This window comes from Lactiplantibacillus sp. B652 (assembly GCF_023806745.1).
Lineage (GTDB): Bacteria > Bacillota > Bacilli > Lactobacillales > Lactobacillaceae > Lactiplantibacillus > Lactiplantibacillus pentosus.
The window spans coordinates 63,912-79,082 of sequence record NZ_JAMSKY010000014.1 but is presented as its reverse complement, the minus strand read 5'-3'; the positions used below and the strand labels follow the sequence as shown (position 1 = coordinate 79,082).

The window sequence follows — 15,171 nt, the reverse complement described above, 5'->3', positions numbered from 1 at the left end:
GTTAGATAAATGTCGTCGGCTCTGGAAAAATTGTGAGCGGCACCTTAATTCAAGTCGCCAAATGATTATTCTCGCTTTCTTGATATTACTCTTAAAAAGATTTTAAACAGATTCTTAACGTTACTAGTTTAAGCTTATTTTCACAGTGGCGCAATCACTTTGCCTTGATATTGGAACTTATCATTAAAGCGATTTGGTTAAGTATGGTATTATAAAATGTTGTTTCATTAAATTTTAATTAAAATTTAGGAGGTGCGGTGTGAGCATATTTATCAAACTAGGCTGGTATTTCCGGCGCGAATGGAAGTTGTATTCAGCGGGCGTGCTCGGGCTAGTCTTAACAGCAATTATTGGCATTATTCCACCGCGAATTATCGGGGATGTGGTCGATGGCATCAATCAACACCACTTAACAGCGCGGTCCTTAATGATTTATCTGGGCATCATTGGGGCGGCCGCCATTGGTCAATACTTAGCGCGTTATCTTTGGCGCAACGCCATCTGGGGTGGTGCGGCCGGCCTGGAACGGACTCTGCGGGAACGCCTCTTTTGGCATTTTATGAAGATGGATGCGACCTTTTATCAGAAGTATCGCACCGGGGATCTCATGGCGCATGCGACTAATGACTTAACGGCGGTCGAACGGGTCGCTGGTGGCGGGATTCTCCAATTTGCGGACTCCATCATTACGGGTGGGACGACGTTGATTGCGATGATGACGCTGATCGACTGGCGTTTGACACTGATTGCGGTCGTTCCCTTCCCATTATTAGCGGTCGTGTCACGTTATTTAGGTAAAAAAATCCACGTGGCGTTTCGTGCCTCCCAAGCGGCCTTTTCTCGTTTGAACAATAAGGCTCAGGAAAGTATTAGTGGGATTAAAGTTATCAAGGCGTTAGGACAGGAACAAGCCGACGTAGCCGATTTTAATCAACAAATTGACGAGACGATTAAAATCAACCGCCACGTCAACGTGCTCGACTCCTTGTTCGATCCCGCGATTACGATGATTATTGCGCTTTCGTATGGTGCGACGATTATTCTCGGCGGTATGTACGTGACCCATGGCATTATTACGATTGGGAATCTCGTCTCGTTCGTCACCTATTTAGGGATGATGGTCTGGCCGATGTTTGCGGTCGGAATGCTCTTCAATACGATGGAACGGGGGAACGCCTCGTATGATCGAGTCATGGAATTATTGAATCAGCAGAGTGCGATCGTGGATGCCAAACGCGGCATTGAACAGCGGCCGCACGGTGATATTCAGTATCAAATCACCCAGTTCAACTATCCGAATGACGCCGGGACTAGTTTGCGTGACGTCAACTTTAAGTTGAAGGCGGGTCAAACACTCGGAATCGTCGGACGGGTCGGCGCTGGTAAATCAACCATCATGAAATTGATTTTGCGGGAATTTGACCAGTATGATGGTCAGATTACCTATGGCGGGCATGATATTAAGCAATACGCGCTAGATAGTTACTTGCCAGCCATCGGGTACGTGCCGCAAGACAGCTTTTTGTTCTCGAACACGATTCGGGAGAATATCCGGTTCGCGGACCCGAGTGTCAGTCAGGACGTGGTCGAGGCGGTCGCTGCTAAGAGTGATTTGAATGGTCAGATTGCGAACATGCCAGCTGGTTATGACACCCAAGTTGGTGAAGAAGGGATTTCGCTTTCAGGCGGACAGCGGCAACGATTGGCAATTGCGCGGGCGTTACTGATCAACCCCGAATTACTGATTTTAGACGATGCATTATCGGCGGTCGATGCTGAGACTGAATCAGAGATTTTGGCGAACTTAAAAGCCGAACGTGCTGATAAGACGACCATCATCGCCGCTCATCGGTTGAGTTCGGTGATGAACGCCGATGAGATTATTGTTTTAGATGCGGGTCGCGTGGTCGAACGCGGGACTCATACCCAATTGATGGCTCAGCAGGGTTGGTACCAACAGATGTTTGAGCGGCAACAATTGGAGACTAAAGTGGAAGGGGCGGTGCAATAATGGCGCAACGTCAATCAGTATGGGCACGTTCGATGCCCGTTAAGGAACAACTCACGGTTATTCGGCGGCTGTTGCCGTATGCCAAGCCATTCAAATGGTTCTTCATTGCGGCCATCGTCTTTTCCGGACTAATCAGTGTCGTTAATATTTATTTGCCACGGGTCTTGCAGACGTTTATCGACCACTACCTCAAAACTGGCAACGCGACGGTACCAATCATGTGGTACTTTGCCGGCCTGTATTTCTTCGGTATGGTCGTTCGTGCCCTGATGCAATTCGTGCAGAACTTCAGTAGTACCATGGGCGCGGAGTACATGCTAGAAAACGTCCGGCGCCAAATGTTTAGCAAATTACATCGAATGGGGATGCGCTACTTTGACCAAGTCCCGGGTGGCTCGATTCTATCGCGGCTGACCAATGATACGATGTCATTTTCTAACTTTTGGGCGTTATTTAACACGCTATTTACAGCCTTTTTCGCTGCGATTTCCTCATTTGTCGCGATGTATCTGACGGATGCGCAGATTGCGCTGTGGCTACTCGTCTTCATGCCATTTTTGGCTGTAACGATTTGGTATTACCAACGCTACAGTTCGCGGGTCTATCGGCGGATGCGGGAGCGGCTCAGTGAGCTGAATACGAAGCTGAGTGAAGCGATTACGGGTATCAGTGTGATTCAGCAATTCCGCCAAGAACACCGAATCAATGGCGAATTTGACCAGACCAATGATGCTTATTTTAAAACCCGGCAGGCAATGATTCGAACCAATTCACTGTTGTTGAGTCCGCTCATTGACTTGTTTTACGCCTTAGGAACCGTTATGGTGCTCGGTATCTTTGGGGTTCGGGGCCTGAACGGTTACGTGGCTGCCGGGGTGGTCTACGCCTTTATTACTTATTTGAATAATTTTTATAACCCAATGACGTCGATGATGGATAACCTGTCGGACTTTCAAGACGGGGTCGTTGCCGGGTCGCGGGTCTTACGAGTCATGGATGATCCAACGATTGCCCCAGCACAACACGCTGACCCCACCGCCAAGATCACGCGTGGCAAGATTGAATTTCGGCACGTGACCTTCGCCTATGACGGACAACACCCGGTATTAAAAGACGTGTCGTTTGTCGCGGAGCCGGGTCAAACGGTGGCGCTGGTCGGTCAGACTGGGAGTGGAAAAACGTCAACGATCAATGTGTTGATGCGGTTCTACGAATTCCAATCCGGCGAAGTATTGATCGACGACCGGGATATTCGTGAGTATCCAGCTGAAGAACTACGACAGAAGATGGGCCTAGTGTTGCAAGAACCGTTCATGTTCTATGGCGATATCAATTCTAATATTCGCATGTTCAATGACCAGATTTCGGACGAACAAGTTCAGGCTGCCGCACGCTTCGTGAAGGCGGATGATTTCATCAATGACCTGCCGGAGAATTACCAGTCACGCGTGATTGAGCGGGGCGCGAGTTATTCCTCTGGTCAACGACAACTGATTTCGTTTGCCCGCACGATCGTGACTGATCCTAAAATTCTGATTCTAGACGAGGCCACGGCCAATGTTGATACTGAAACGGAAGAAATGATTCAGACTGGCTTGAACCGCATTCAAGAAAATCGGACGACGATTGCGATTGCCCACCGGTTATCGACGATCCAAAACGCAGACCTGATTTTAGTCTTGAACCAGGGTCAAATCGTGGAGCGCGGGACCAATGATGAATTGTTACAACAACATGGCTACTATTACGACATGATTCAGCTACAAAATTCTGCGCACGCGAGTTAATTGTGGTATGCTCGAGACAAAATAAGTCGAGGTGATGGCGCATGCGTCGAAAAGTATCGTGGTTAGTGATCATGACGGTCATGAGTACCTTGTGGAAGGTCGGGTTGCGGCTGTTGATGACTCACCACCAACGCCCAAAACAGTTGAAGGTCAAGGTCAAGTTGAAGTAGGTCGTTGATTGCAAAGACCAGATATGGATTGGCTGGATTTGACGTAAGGGACGGAATTTCCTCTGAAGCTAGACGACTTCATCCCGTTCCTTCGAATAGATGCTAGCCTGACCAGCAAGTCCTGTGAATCATCATAAACGAAGGCCCCGCTCAGAAGCTAAAACTTCTGAGTGGGGCCTTCGTTGGTGATTGCGTTCTGAATTACGACTGCCCGTGCTAATCGTTTGGCTTCTGATTAATGATTAAAATAACTAGATTCACGTGAACTATGCAGATTAGTAATACTTGACTATTTGAACAAAGCATTTTACGTTGGCCGACAACCGCGGTTAAATAGACTTATCAGCAGACGTTGAAGGGAGTTTATCGCAGATGGAATATCGACAATTGGGCACGTCAGACTTACAGGTTTCGTCGATTGCACTCGGTTGCATGGGCTTTGGTACGGGAACTGGGGATGCTATCAACCAGCGCTCGTGGGCAGTCGGTCAGCAACAAGCCGACCAAGTCTTACAACGGGCGGTTGACTTAGGCATCAACTTTTTCGACACCGCGCCGGTTTATCAAGCGGGTGCGAGCGAACGTGTCTTGGGGCGGGGGCTACAACAATTCCCCCGTGATCAAGTGATTCTCGCAACCAAGTTTACCAACCGAACGACGCAAGAAATCAATGACCATGTCAGCGGACGTGAACACATCTTGCGTTCGCTAGACCAGAGTTTGGCCAACCTGCAGACGGATTACGTTGACCTGTACGTCTACCATATCTGGGACTGGCTCACACCGATGGCCGACATCATGGCTGGGTTAAACGAGGCCGTTAAGTCCGGTAAGGTCCGCTATCTGGGCATCTCAAATGCGTATGCCTGGCAGATTGCACAGATCAACGCGTTTGCGGCGCAGTATGACTACCCGCAATTCGTTTCTATTCAGAGTCACTATAATTTAATTTATCGCGAAGATGAGCGCGAACTATTTACCTACGCCCAAGAAAATCAGCTGGCAACCACGCCGTATAGTCCACTGGCGAGTGGCCGCTTAGCGCACCCGTTTGGCACTGAAACGACGCGACGGCGTCAAGATGCGTTCTCTGAGACGAAGTATGGCGCGACAATCGATATTGATAAACCTGTGATTACGCGCGTTGAAGAACTGGCACAGCTGCATCACGTTTCGATGGCTGCGATTAATTTGGCCTGGCTCCAACAACGCGTCACGGCCCCCATCATTGGTGCAACCAAATCGCACCATTTAGACGCGGTGGCAGAAGCAGCGGACCTCCAGTTGACGCCGGCTGAAGTGCGTTACTTAGAAGAACCGTATCAACCCCACGATTTGGAAGGCGTGATGGCGGATAATCGCTCGCGCGAACATAATTGGAATCGGTATTCGGGTCAGTAGCGCTGGGCGTTGCTGATGGAGACCTTGAGCGGTCGTCTGGGACGACGTTTCGGTGGTACTGTTTTGCCAAAATGCACGTGACGATGGCACAAGTTGCTTGACTTAAAGTTAACTTGAAGTCTTAGACTGATTAATAGGTGCTGCAAGTGCCGTTGTCATTGCTTTACCCAATGACGTGTGGTAATAGAACGAGCTGACCTGACTACTTGACCTCTGAGGCTGGTTAATAAGTTAGACAAGTGACACTGATTGATAACAAAGGAGCGCTAGTTTAAGTGAAAACAATTAATCAAGACTATTTGACGGGTGAACGGGCGTTATTCAAAGCTCGCGACCTCGAAATTAACAATACGACGTTCGCGGACGGTGAATCGCCGTTAAAGGAAAGTCGCAATATTCAGCTGAATCAACCCATTTTTAAGTGGAAATATCCATTGTGGTATAGCGAGCACGTGACGGTCGACCGCGGATTATTTGAAACGATGTCTCGTTCTGGCATCTGGTATACCAAGGACATCACGATTACGAACAGTACGTTGCAGGCGCCTAAGCTCTTTCGGCGGGCCAGCCAAATCAAGTTAGACCACGTTCATTTCTCTGATGCGGAAGAAACCTTGTGGAACTGTCAGGATATCACCTTGACGGATGTGCAAGCGGCCGGGGATTACTTCGGTATGAATAGTCAGAATATCCGTGTCGACGGCTTCAACTTGGTTGGTAACTATGCGTTTGACGGCGCTAAGAATGTTGAAATCCACAACGCCACGTTGATGACCAAGGATGCGCTCTGGAACTGCGAAAATGTGACGGTCTACGATTCACAAATTATTGGTGAATATCTGGGCTGGAATTCTAAGAACGTTCGCTTCGTCAACTGTACGATTGAAAGCGACCAAGGCCTATGCTACATGGATAACGTCAAGCTGGAGAACTGTACGTTGCTCAATACCGACTTAGCGTTTGAATATTGTCGGGATATCGATGCGGACATCGTTTCCAGCATTGATAGCGTGAAGAATCCAATTAGTGGCCGTATTCATGCGCAAGCCATCGGTCAAATCATCATGGATGATGCCGAAATCGACCCGCATCAGACGCTGATTAGCGTTGAACAAGAAAGCCGTGCACCGCATGCCGTTTGATTTTGAGACTGTACTTGATCGGCGCCACACCAATTCGGTCAAGTGGGACGTCGCCGATAACGAACTCCCAATGTGGGTGGCGGACATGGATTTTCAGACCGCACCGACGATTCAAGCGGCGTTGAATAAACGTGCGCAATTCGGCGTTTTCGGTTATGAAGAAGTCCTCATGGCCTATTATCAGGCCGTTGCTGACTGGTGGGCCACTGAACACCATTTCCGGCCCCAAGTCGACTGGTTGATGTTTTGTACCGGTGTCGTTCCGGCGGTTTCATCGATCGTTCGTAAAATGACGGCGGTCGGGGACAACGTGCTGGTGCAGGCGCCCGTTTATAATATTTTTTATCATTCGATTGAAAATAACGGTCGGCACACCTTGAGCAGTGACCTCGTTAGCCAGGATGACCAGTATGCGATTGATTGGGCTGATTTGACGGCGAAGCTAGCTGATCCACTTACGACAATGATGATTATCTGTAATCCGCAAAATCCGATCGGTATCGTGTGGTCACGGGAGACCCTGCAACGGATTGGGGAACTTTGCCTGAAGTATCATGTGCTGGTCGTCGCGGATGAGATTCATTGTGACTTAACGCTCAACGACAATGATTACACGCCATTTGCATCGCTGACTGAGCCAGTTGCGCATAACAGTATCAGCTGCGTGTCACCAAGTAAGACGTTCAACGTGGCGGCATTGCACGCGGCGACCTTGATTATTCCGGACGACCACGTGCGGGCGTTAGTGAGTCGCGGCATTAATAACGATGAGCTGGCAGAGCCGAATTCGTTTGCAATTCCCGCTAGCATTGCGGCCTACACCGAGGGCCACGACTGGCTACATGCGTTGCAAACGAAACTAGCGGCTAATCAGCGCCAAGTCCAGACGTTCCTGACGACTGAATTACCGCAAGTCCGGTTAATTGAAGCGCAGGCCACCTACTTATTATGGTTGGATGTCAGTCAGGTAACGACGGACAGTACGGCCTTAGCGACGTTTATTCGCCAGGAAACGGGACTATTTTTATCCGCTGGGGGCGTCTACCGCGGGGATGGCGACCGTTTCTTACGGTTAAACGTGGCTTGCCCGACAAGTACGTTGACGGATGGCCTCCAGCGGCTAAAAGCCGGCATAACCGCGTATCAACGGACACAGGCCTAAATCCAATTGGCGCGTATCGGGTGCATTTCTATCAGGATTTCGCTATCATTGAGATAAGCTGATTTGACTGCATGTGGCAGAATCAACGACGTCATTGTGTTGCGTCAAATCAAAATTGAAGGAACGGGTGGTGAAATCCATGGAAATTGGAATTGTCGGTGCCGGAACCGTGGGCAGCGTGTTAGCTAAAACGTTCGCGCGGGGTGATCACCAAGTCAAATTAAGCCGACACAGTGGTGCCGCTAGTTTGGCCCCACGGCGCGCAGAATTTCCGGCTAACGTTGCTTTTGTAGAAGTGGCAGCCGCGTTGCAACAACCGGTAGTGATACTCGCCGTACCATTTGAGCAAGCACCAACGGTATTAGGACAGGTTGCTGACTATGATCAGCGCATCGTTATCGATGCAACCAATCAGTTTACGGCTGATTTCAAGAAAATCAAGACGGCACCGTTTACCGGGAGCGAAGTGGTAGCGCGGGCTGCTAATAATGCCCGTGTGATCAAGGCGTTTAACACGCTGCCACCAGAATTTATGGACGGCCATGTCGATGGTCCTGGCAAGCGAGTCTTGTTCTATGCGGGTGATGACGTGGCTGCCAAGAAGGAATTCGCGGCGCTCGTGCGGCCATTGAACTTTCGACCGGTCAATCTCGGCAAACTCCGCCATGGCGGTAGTGTGATGCAAGTCGGTGGCGGCCTCGGTAATACGCATTTTGTTCAGATTGATGAATAGGGCTTGGATGTTGATGAGAATCAGCTAACGCCCAGTTGGATTGTTAAAACGGCATGATTCCAGTTTGTGGGAATCGTGCCGTTTTTGGCGTCTGATTATTTGGAAGCGGGTGACGGATGCTGATGGGCGATTATATCCAGCGGGATGTTGAGTGAAATTGATGGCTATCATGATTTTATACCGTAGAAATTAGACCACGTCTCGAAAAAAACAAACGGTTCCTTCACTAGAACAACCGGCATATATCTGGATGAAGGAGCCGTTCGTTAACATTTTATTGACGGACTTTCTGCAAGTATCGTTCAAAAATAACCGCTAAGCCATCACTACCTAACTCGCGAAAAAGATTGATGATCCGTTGACATTCCGCATCACTTGTCGTTTCCCCGGTCACCAACAGCATGGCGTTTTCAAAAAACTCTAAGCAGGCTTTTTCAAACAGTAAATCGTCAGTCAGCCTATTTTGGTGTAACTTATTCAAAATAAAAGTGGCCCGTTCAAACTCTTCACGTTCTATGAAGAGAATCAAAACGTTGGTCAGCATTCGAAATGACTCGTTGCCATATTTTCTCAGTGTGGAATACATACTTAGATTGTGCAAGGACTTTGAGAGTGTGACATCGATGAATTCGGTTGAAAAAATGAACATACAATTGTTAAAAAGGACGGTTTCGTAGTGCGTCCATGTTTCAACATTGGTGAGGTAATCACGAAGTAGTGCCTCACAAGGACCGCTGGCATGATTGCTTAATTTATGCTTTAAAACATTAATCAGACAGTACATATGAAGATAGGATTGGTTAATCTGTTTGAGTTCTAGGTATTTGGCAATCATTTTATCCAGCGATTTTAGATCACCCTTGTCAAAAAAAATTTTGACTTTGTTCATATCAGCAAAAATTTTGTCTTGGCGAAAGTTGTTCTTGATGAAATAGAACTCGTCGAAATTCACGTGGAGTTGATCCAAAATGAATTTGAACGTATTAATGGAAGTGTTGACCTGTCCGTGAACAATTCGATAATAGTTTTGCCGACTGAGCGTTGTCCCACAGAGCGTTTTCAATGAAATGTTTTTATTCCGTCTAATGAATTCTAAAGTCTCACCAAGTTCCATTCGGGGGCCTCCTAAATACTGACGATGTCACATATCTGTGTCAGATGTTAAACATACACAACCTCATGGTCAGTTTTCTGAAAATTATTGTATGCTATCAGTATATCACTGGCGAAGAATGGTTGACGACTGATTTGTACGATGTGCAACGATTTTAGACGATGAGTTGATCGCGAATAACGTCGCTGATTGTGAAGATAGCGGCAGTGCCAAGTCGCACGTGCAAAGTACATTGTCCAACAAATGTCGTTATGGTGCGCATTCGGGTATAACAATTCCCATAAAGACAAATTAGGTAGCACTGCTGAAAGGCCGAAAAATCGGCGCATTCAGAATTATGAAAATTTAGGTCACCAGATTAATTTTGAAAACTGAGGAGGAACCTGATGATTTACGAAATCCTAGTCCCATTAATTCTAATTTACCTGATTTATATCGGTTACTTTTTGTACGATTTAACGCATGTAATCAAGACAACCAAATATGTGCCTAAGCTAGTGTGGGGGCTTGTCATTTGCCTTTCAGTACCGCTCGGCGGGTTACTTTATTATGTGTTAGGACGTCAACTAGAAGGTGAAAAGCGTGAAAAAAATCGTTGAAACCACAGATTTAACAGTCAAATTCAAAGATTTTCTGGCGCTCAATCATATCAACGTTTCAATTGAACAATCTACTGGTGTGATTGGCTTAATTGGACCGAATGGGGCTGGAAAAACGACACTTCTCAATACATTTATTGGGCAGATTGGCCTTTTTGAAGGGACTGTCGTTGCTGAAACGGCACACATTGCCTATTGTCCAGATACGCCCGAATTCGATCCATATCTGAGTGCGTTTGAAATTATGCAACAATCTTTGCGATTGGCTGGAAAAGACGTCAATGCCGCTAAAATTACGCAGACTTTAGAACAGGTGGGACTGTTTGAACATCGTTACCGAATAGCCGGGAATTTCTCGCGTGGTATGAAGCAACGATTGGGAATTGCGGCTGCATTGGTGTTAGAACCACAGTTGTTATTGTTGGATGAGCCAACCAGTGCACTGGATCCGTTTGGGCGAGCCGACGTCTTAAAAATCATCACAGAAGTTTCTCGCAGACTAACAGTTATCATCTCAAGTCATATCTTGAGCGACATTCAAAAAATCGCAACGTCTCTAATTGTGTTGAACAAGGGACAGTTGATTTATGAAGGGCCAGCAGCAGATTTCATAACGGTGAATGATCACATGGCAACATTAGCGCTTCGAGACATTGAAGCTGGTGAGGCAACACTCAATTATCTCAGTCATAAGGGGGCTGAGGTTCAGTGGGATGGTCAAAGTCAGCAGGTCATTTTTCCAGACGACCAACTATCTAAAATTTTACAACTGATGATACCAATGGCCACTCAGATCAGATACCTAGGCAGGCACGAAATGACGTTGGAAAGGTCGTTTGAAGATGCGGTGTTGCAACGGGAGGGGAAAGAATGAAGTTGGAGGTCTTAAGATGGTATCGCAGTAAAAGTTTCGTTGTTGCGTTCATTATTTGTGCGGTGTCTGGAATAATCGCACCGTTATCTGCGTATTTTGCTGATGAAATTCTCAAACAGTTTGGTGGTGATTCCGCCAAAATCATTATGTCGGCCCCAACTTGGCCAGTGGTTCTATTAGCCTATTTTAAAAATGTTGAACAATTGGTGTTATTTATATTGGTATTCTTAGTGGCGTCAAAATGTTATCTCGGAAAGAATAAATCGCTGGTGTTATTTTACACGACTCGTGCACAGTCGGCTGGACAGATTTTTATGCCGAGAGTGATGATGGGGGGTGCCGTCACTGCCGTATCAATGGCAATCGGTGGGGCATGTGCATTTTATATGACGTTTGTATTATTTGATGGCAAAATCGACGTTGGGAATGCCTTGGCCCTTCTAGTTTTGAACATGGTCGTTATCGTGGCCTTGGTTATTGTCGGTGCAGTGATTGGTATTTGGTGGTCATCGCCATTTTTGTCAGCAATTACGATTGAAGTGTTGGTCTTAGTCGCCGGGATATTGAATGGTACCAATGGCTTCAAGTCTTGGTCGCCGACCTTGTTGTTAATGCCGCGAAACCTGGTTAACCATGCGATTGATACTTACTTTGTGGTCAGAATGGGGATTGTACTGATCGTCATTATGCTGCTGGCAGTTGCAAGTATTAAGTTCAAGCCTTTAAGACAAAAGCTGACTTAGGTTTGACGGTACCTGTATTTTCAAAATCAGCTAACGCCTGCATATCGGGAATCGTGACCAACTGAATCTCACAAAAAAAGCCCTCAGAAACCGGCAATATGGATTTCTGGAGGCATGTTTGAGATTCACCTCAGTGATGACTAGGTTCATGAACCAAAATGACGATGGCCGGTCGACAGTCACACTGACAATAGTTAACGGTGGTTAAGCTGTTAATAACAGTTTTTGTAGCTGTGTAAAGTTATCCACAGTATAAGTAGGTTTAATGGCTGACTCATTGGGCAAGTGCTGCGGGTTATACCACACGCTCGGCAGTTGAACGTTGGCTGCACCTGCAATATCAGAGCGCAGGCTATCACCGACCATGACCGTATTGGTGGTTGTCATTTCAGGATACTGTGCGTGAATCGCCTGGAAAAAATGGGGGTTTGGTTTGGCATAGCCGACACTCTCAAAGATGAAGATGTGGTCAAAATAAGGGGTCATGTGGGCCCCTGCCAAACGACTGAGCTGAGTATGCTTGATGCCATTGGTGCCCACTAGCAAGGTCATGCCGGCATCCTTCAGCGTGTGCAACAGGTCACGTGCGCCCGGAATCACTTGGTAACTATGGGCCAGCAATTGGTCATATTCTTGTTGGACGCTCGGACCATCGACGATAATGCCAAGGGTCGCTAAGAAGACTTCAAAACGCTGGTCTAGTAAGGTATCTCGCGGTCCGCCTTGTTCGATTTGACGCCAGATGGTTTCGTTGTAGGCTTGATAATCGTCTTCGGCTTGTGGAATATTAGGCACACCGTGATTCTGAAAGACGGCTGTCAAACTGGCCGTTTCGGCGCGGTCAAAATCAAGAATGGTATTGTCGAGATCAAAAATTGCGTACTGCATGGAACCACTACTTTCAATAGGTTTATTGAAACCATCATACAGCAAATTTTGGCAGTGTGGTATGCTTAAGTTATCATAATTTAAAGGAAGTTAAACATGGAAATCGATAATGATTCAGCGTACCAACAAATGATTAATGGCGAACTGTACTTGGAATCACCGCTCCTCCAGCAGCTGCGGCGAAACGTTCGAACCAAGCTAATGCAATATAACCAGATTGCCGATAATGATGAACGTAATACCAAAGTCAAAAGTCTGTTACGCTCAGCCGGTGACCGTTTCTTTGTCGAACCAACGTTTGAATTTAGCTACGGTGTCAACATTCGCATTGGGAACCATTTTTACGCCAATCATGGCGTCACATTATGTGATGAAGGCCTAATCACGATTGGCAATGATTGCAAGTTTGGCCCCAAAGTAGGCTTGTACACGCCAGCCCATCCACTAGATCCGACTGTGCGGCGGACGGAAGCTGAACGGACGGCGCCGATTACGATTGGCAACGATGTTTGGATCGGCGGTAGCGCGGTGATTTTACCGGGCGTCACGCTAGGCAATAACGTGATCGTCGGTGCTGGCGCGGTCGTGACGCACTCATTTCCAGACAACGTCATCGTCGTGGGTAACCCGGCGCGTGTCCTAAAAGAAAACACCCCGCAGTCATAATTGACAATTACAATTAAATTGATGAAAATAAGGGTGTAGTCAGATTATCAGAGAATGGGGAGTGGAGTCAGATGTCAGAGATGAGTCCTAAGGAATTCAAGCACATCTTAGTTGGTGTTGATGATTCAGATGATGCCCAGTTAGCGTTCCGGTACGCCATTAACCGGGCCAAAAGTGACGGGGCCAAGTTGACCATCGTTTCAATTTTGGAACAGGATAATATGAACGTTTACGAAGCCATGAGCAAGGATTTTGTTCACGGCCAGCGTAAGGATCTAGAAGAACACGTCATGCAGTATCAGAAGTTAGCACGTGATTTCGGTGTGACGGATGTCAACGCGGTCGTCGATGAAGGTGACCCAGGCGAGACCATCGTGAAAACGGTGATTCCAGCCTTGAAGCCGGACTTGTTAGTGATTGGTTCGGTTGCCAAGCACGGTGTCCGCAAGTATTTCGGGTCGCAAGCGGCCTACATGGCAAAGCACGCACCGATTTCGGTACTAGTCATTCGGTAGGTCAGATTAATTTAGCATTGTTCAAAAGGGCTGGTGGAGACCGGCCCTTTTGTTTTAATCGTATTGTCGTTAGTGTCTTCCGGTTTCTCCTCAGTGGTAACATGGGGGGACATGACCAGAAAGGGTGGTCGCGTGATGGAAGTAAAGATTCGTCAGATGGGTCATGATGTGGGCGTTGTGTTGCCGGCAGCGTTGGGACTAACAGTGGGTGACCGGTATGAGCTCCATCAGATGGATGATACGCTAGTTTTGACACCAGTTCATCAGGAGCTGTTCGCTAACCCGGCTGACTGGGTTGGTTTTCGCGATAGTATTTCCCAGGAAGATCAGGAGTGGGACCGGTTTGAGGATTAACGCGTGAAGACTTGATTGTTTAATAGCCACACACCAGGGCACGACCACATACGTCGTGCCCTTTTTTATAGTGAAATTACTGCTGAACGTCGCCCTTTCATGTAGCTTTAAGATGTATTGGCTGTAGTATGACAGGCGACGTATACATAGTTAATCAGGTGGATTGCCATACACAAAACGTATGGTAGCATGCTTATTCGGTATTTTTCAGTGAATAAGAATCGGTTTATTATAGTGTCATTCAATCAGTTAGGCGGGTGACATAAGCTCAGTAGACTGGTTAGAGGAATATTCAATAACGGAGGATTTATTTATGAAAGTCTTGATTTTAGGTGCAGCAGGCCAAATTGGTCAAATGGTAACTAGCGATTTATTGGCACAAACAGATGATGACTTAGTGTTATTCGGTCATAACGTCTCGCAACGGTTAGCGGAATTTGAGTCACCACGAGTGACATTTGTTGACGGCGACTTTTTGGAATTCGATAAGGTGCAACAAGCTGCTGAAGGCGTGGATGCGGCATATCTGAGTTTTGTTGCCCAGCCGGACATTATCACGGGAGTCATTGATGCATTGGATAAGGCTGGTGTAAAGCGGTTTATTGCAGCTAATGTTCCTGACTTGTATCAAGAAGTTAGTGGGCCATTCCAAACATGGTATCGGCAAAATACTGGACTGACATGGCAAACTGCTCTCAAGAAGTCAGCTGACTTAGTCGAAAACAGTGATTTAGATTACGTTATTTTACGTATTACTTGGCTGTACAACCAAGAAAATAATACTAAAATCCATGTTTCTGAGAAAGGTGAACCTTTAACGGAAGCTCAAGTTACACGTCAAGCGGTGGCTCAATTTGTTGTTGATTTGTTGACCGGTAGAGCTGATTATCATCGGGCCAACTTAGGATTGGGTGAACCGAATACTCAATTCACCAAGCCAAGCTTTATGTAAGAGACAAACCTGTGAATGCTCAGAAGGCATTTGCAGGTTTATCTTTTACCAAATTAGCAC

Annotated in this window: 16 protein-coding genes and 1 pseudogene; 15 read left to right on the top strand and 2 right to left on the bottom strand. The window is 47.0% G+C overall.

The features are described from left to right. The 8 genes and pseudogenes from MZO40_RS14500 to MZO40_RS14470 form a co-directional block, all read left to right on the top strand. Positions 1 to 106, top strand: a pseudogene (locus MZO40_RS14500) (IS5/IS1182 family transposase); the annotation flags it as partial. 153 nt (positions 107 to 259) lie between these two features. Beyond that, the gene (locus MZO40_RS14495; protein ID WP_105961597.1) at positions 260 to 2,011 is read left to right on the top strand and encodes an ABC transporter ATP-binding protein; all 1,752 of its coding nucleotides are present in this window, start codon (positions 260 to 262) and stop codon (positions 2,009 to 2,011) included. Beyond that, on the top strand, positions 2,011 to 3,798 hold the full coding sequence (locus MZO40_RS14490; protein ID WP_252133371.1) for an ABC transporter ATP-binding protein: 1,788 nt from the start codon (positions 2,011 to 2,013) through the stop codon (positions 3,796 to 3,798). Before MZO40_RS14495 ends, MZO40_RS14490 begins: the two co-directional genes overlap by 1 nt. Before the next feature lie 41 nt (positions 3,799 to 3,839). Continuing rightward, a complete protein-coding gene (locus tag MZO40_RS17455; protein ID WP_021337072.1) occupies positions 3,840 to 3,968 on the top strand; it encodes a hypothetical protein in 129 nt (42 codons plus the stop codon). A gap of 372 nt (positions 3,969 to 4,340) precedes the next feature. After that, positions 4,341 to 5,369 carry an aldo/keto reductase gene (locus tag MZO40_RS14485; protein ID WP_105961599.1) on the top strand — a complete coding sequence of 343 codons (1,029 nt, stop codon included), beginning with the start codon at positions 4,341 to 4,343 and terminating at the stop codon, positions 5,367 to 5,369. Positions 5,370 to 5,644: 275 nt separating this feature from the next. Further along, complete coding sequence (locus MZO40_RS14480) at positions 5,645 to 6,511, top strand: DUF3737 family protein (protein WP_105961600.1); 867 nt, start codon at positions 5,645 to 5,647, stop codon at positions 6,509 to 6,511. Then, the gene (locus tag MZO40_RS14475) at positions 6,501 to 7,673 is read left to right on the top strand and encodes a MalY/PatB family protein (protein WP_252133372.1); all 1,173 of its coding nucleotides are present in this window, start codon (positions 6,501 to 6,503) and stop codon (positions 7,671 to 7,673) included. The genes MZO40_RS14480 and MZO40_RS14475 overlap by 11 nt, the downstream gene beginning before the upstream one ends. A 139-nt stretch (positions 7,674 to 7,812) precedes the next feature. Further along, positions 7,813 to 8,406, top strand: a complete 594-nt coding sequence (locus MZO40_RS14470; protein ID WP_050340285.1) for an NADPH-dependent F420 reductase — start codon at positions 7,813 to 7,815, stop codon at positions 8,404 to 8,406. 274 nt (positions 8,407 to 8,680) lie between these two features. Here the strand turns inward: MZO40_RS14470 and MZO40_RS14465 are convergent, their stop codons facing one another. Beyond that, on the bottom strand, positions 8,681 to 9,358 hold the full coding sequence (locus MZO40_RS14465) for an Rgg/GadR/MutR family transcriptional regulator (RefSeq protein ID WP_158296969.1): 678 nt from the start codon (positions 9,356 to 9,358) through the stop codon (positions 8,681 to 8,683). Positions 9,359 to 9,906: 548 nt separating this feature from the next. Between MZO40_RS14465 and MZO40_RS14460 the strand changes: the two genes are divergently transcribed. From MZO40_RS14460 to MZO40_RS14450, 3 genes are read left to right on the top strand one after another with little or no spacing between them, the layout of a single operon-like run. Then, entirely contained in the window at positions 9,907 to 10,119 is a 213-nt protein-coding gene (locus MZO40_RS14460; RefSeq protein WP_050340287.1) for a hypothetical protein, read from the top strand. Further along, positions 10,103 to 10,993, top strand: coding sequence for an ABC transporter ATP-binding protein (locus MZO40_RS14455; RefSeq protein WP_165861020.1), 891 nt, complete (start codon positions 10,103 to 10,105; stop codon positions 10,991 to 10,993). Before MZO40_RS14460 ends, MZO40_RS14455 begins: the two co-directional genes overlap by 17 nt. Continuing rightward, positions 10,990 to 11,736, top strand: coding sequence for a hypothetical protein (locus tag MZO40_RS14450; protein WP_105961603.1), 747 nt, complete (start codon positions 10,990 to 10,992; stop codon positions 11,734 to 11,736). The genes MZO40_RS14455 and MZO40_RS14450 overlap by 4 nt, the downstream gene beginning before the upstream one ends. A gap of 204 nt (positions 11,737 to 11,940) precedes the next feature. On the opposite strand, the gene MZO40_RS14445 is transcribed toward MZO40_RS14450, so the two are convergent. Beyond that, positions 11,941 to 12,624, bottom strand: a complete 684-nt coding sequence (locus MZO40_RS14445; protein WP_252133370.1) for a YjjG family noncanonical pyrimidine nucleotidase — start codon at positions 12,622 to 12,624, stop codon at positions 11,941 to 11,943. Positions 12,625 to 12,720: 96 nt separating this feature from the next. On the opposite strand from MZO40_RS14445, the gene MZO40_RS14440 reads away from it, so the two are divergent. The 4 genes from MZO40_RS14440 to MZO40_RS14425 all read left to right on the top strand — a co-directional run bounded on the left by MZO40_RS14440 (position 12,721) and on the right by MZO40_RS14425 (position 15,111). After that, positions 12,721 to 13,290 (top strand): sugar O-acetyltransferase, encoded by a 570-nt coding sequence (locus MZO40_RS14440; RefSeq protein WP_101872965.1) that lies wholly within the window; start codon positions 12,721 to 12,723, stop codon positions 13,288 to 13,290. A gap of 71 nt (positions 13,291 to 13,361) precedes the next feature. Further along, positions 13,362 to 13,805: a universal stress protein gene (locus MZO40_RS14435; RefSeq protein ID WP_003639569.1), complete on the top strand. Its 444-nt coding sequence runs from the start codon at positions 13,362 to 13,364 to the stop codon at positions 13,803 to 13,805. A 135-nt stretch (positions 13,806 to 13,940) separates the two neighbouring features. Beyond that, positions 13,941 to 14,159, top strand: coding sequence for an AbrB/MazE/SpoVT family DNA-binding domain-containing protein (locus MZO40_RS14430; protein ID WP_105961639.1), 219 nt, complete (start codon positions 13,941 to 13,943; stop codon positions 14,157 to 14,159). A gap of 313 nt (positions 14,160 to 14,472) precedes the next feature. After that, positions 14,473 to 15,111, top strand: coding sequence for an NAD(P)H-binding protein (locus MZO40_RS14425; RefSeq protein ID WP_105961605.1), 639 nt, complete (start codon positions 14,473 to 14,475; stop codon positions 15,109 to 15,111). The last annotated feature ends 60 nt before the right edge of the window (positions 15,112 to 15,171 follow it).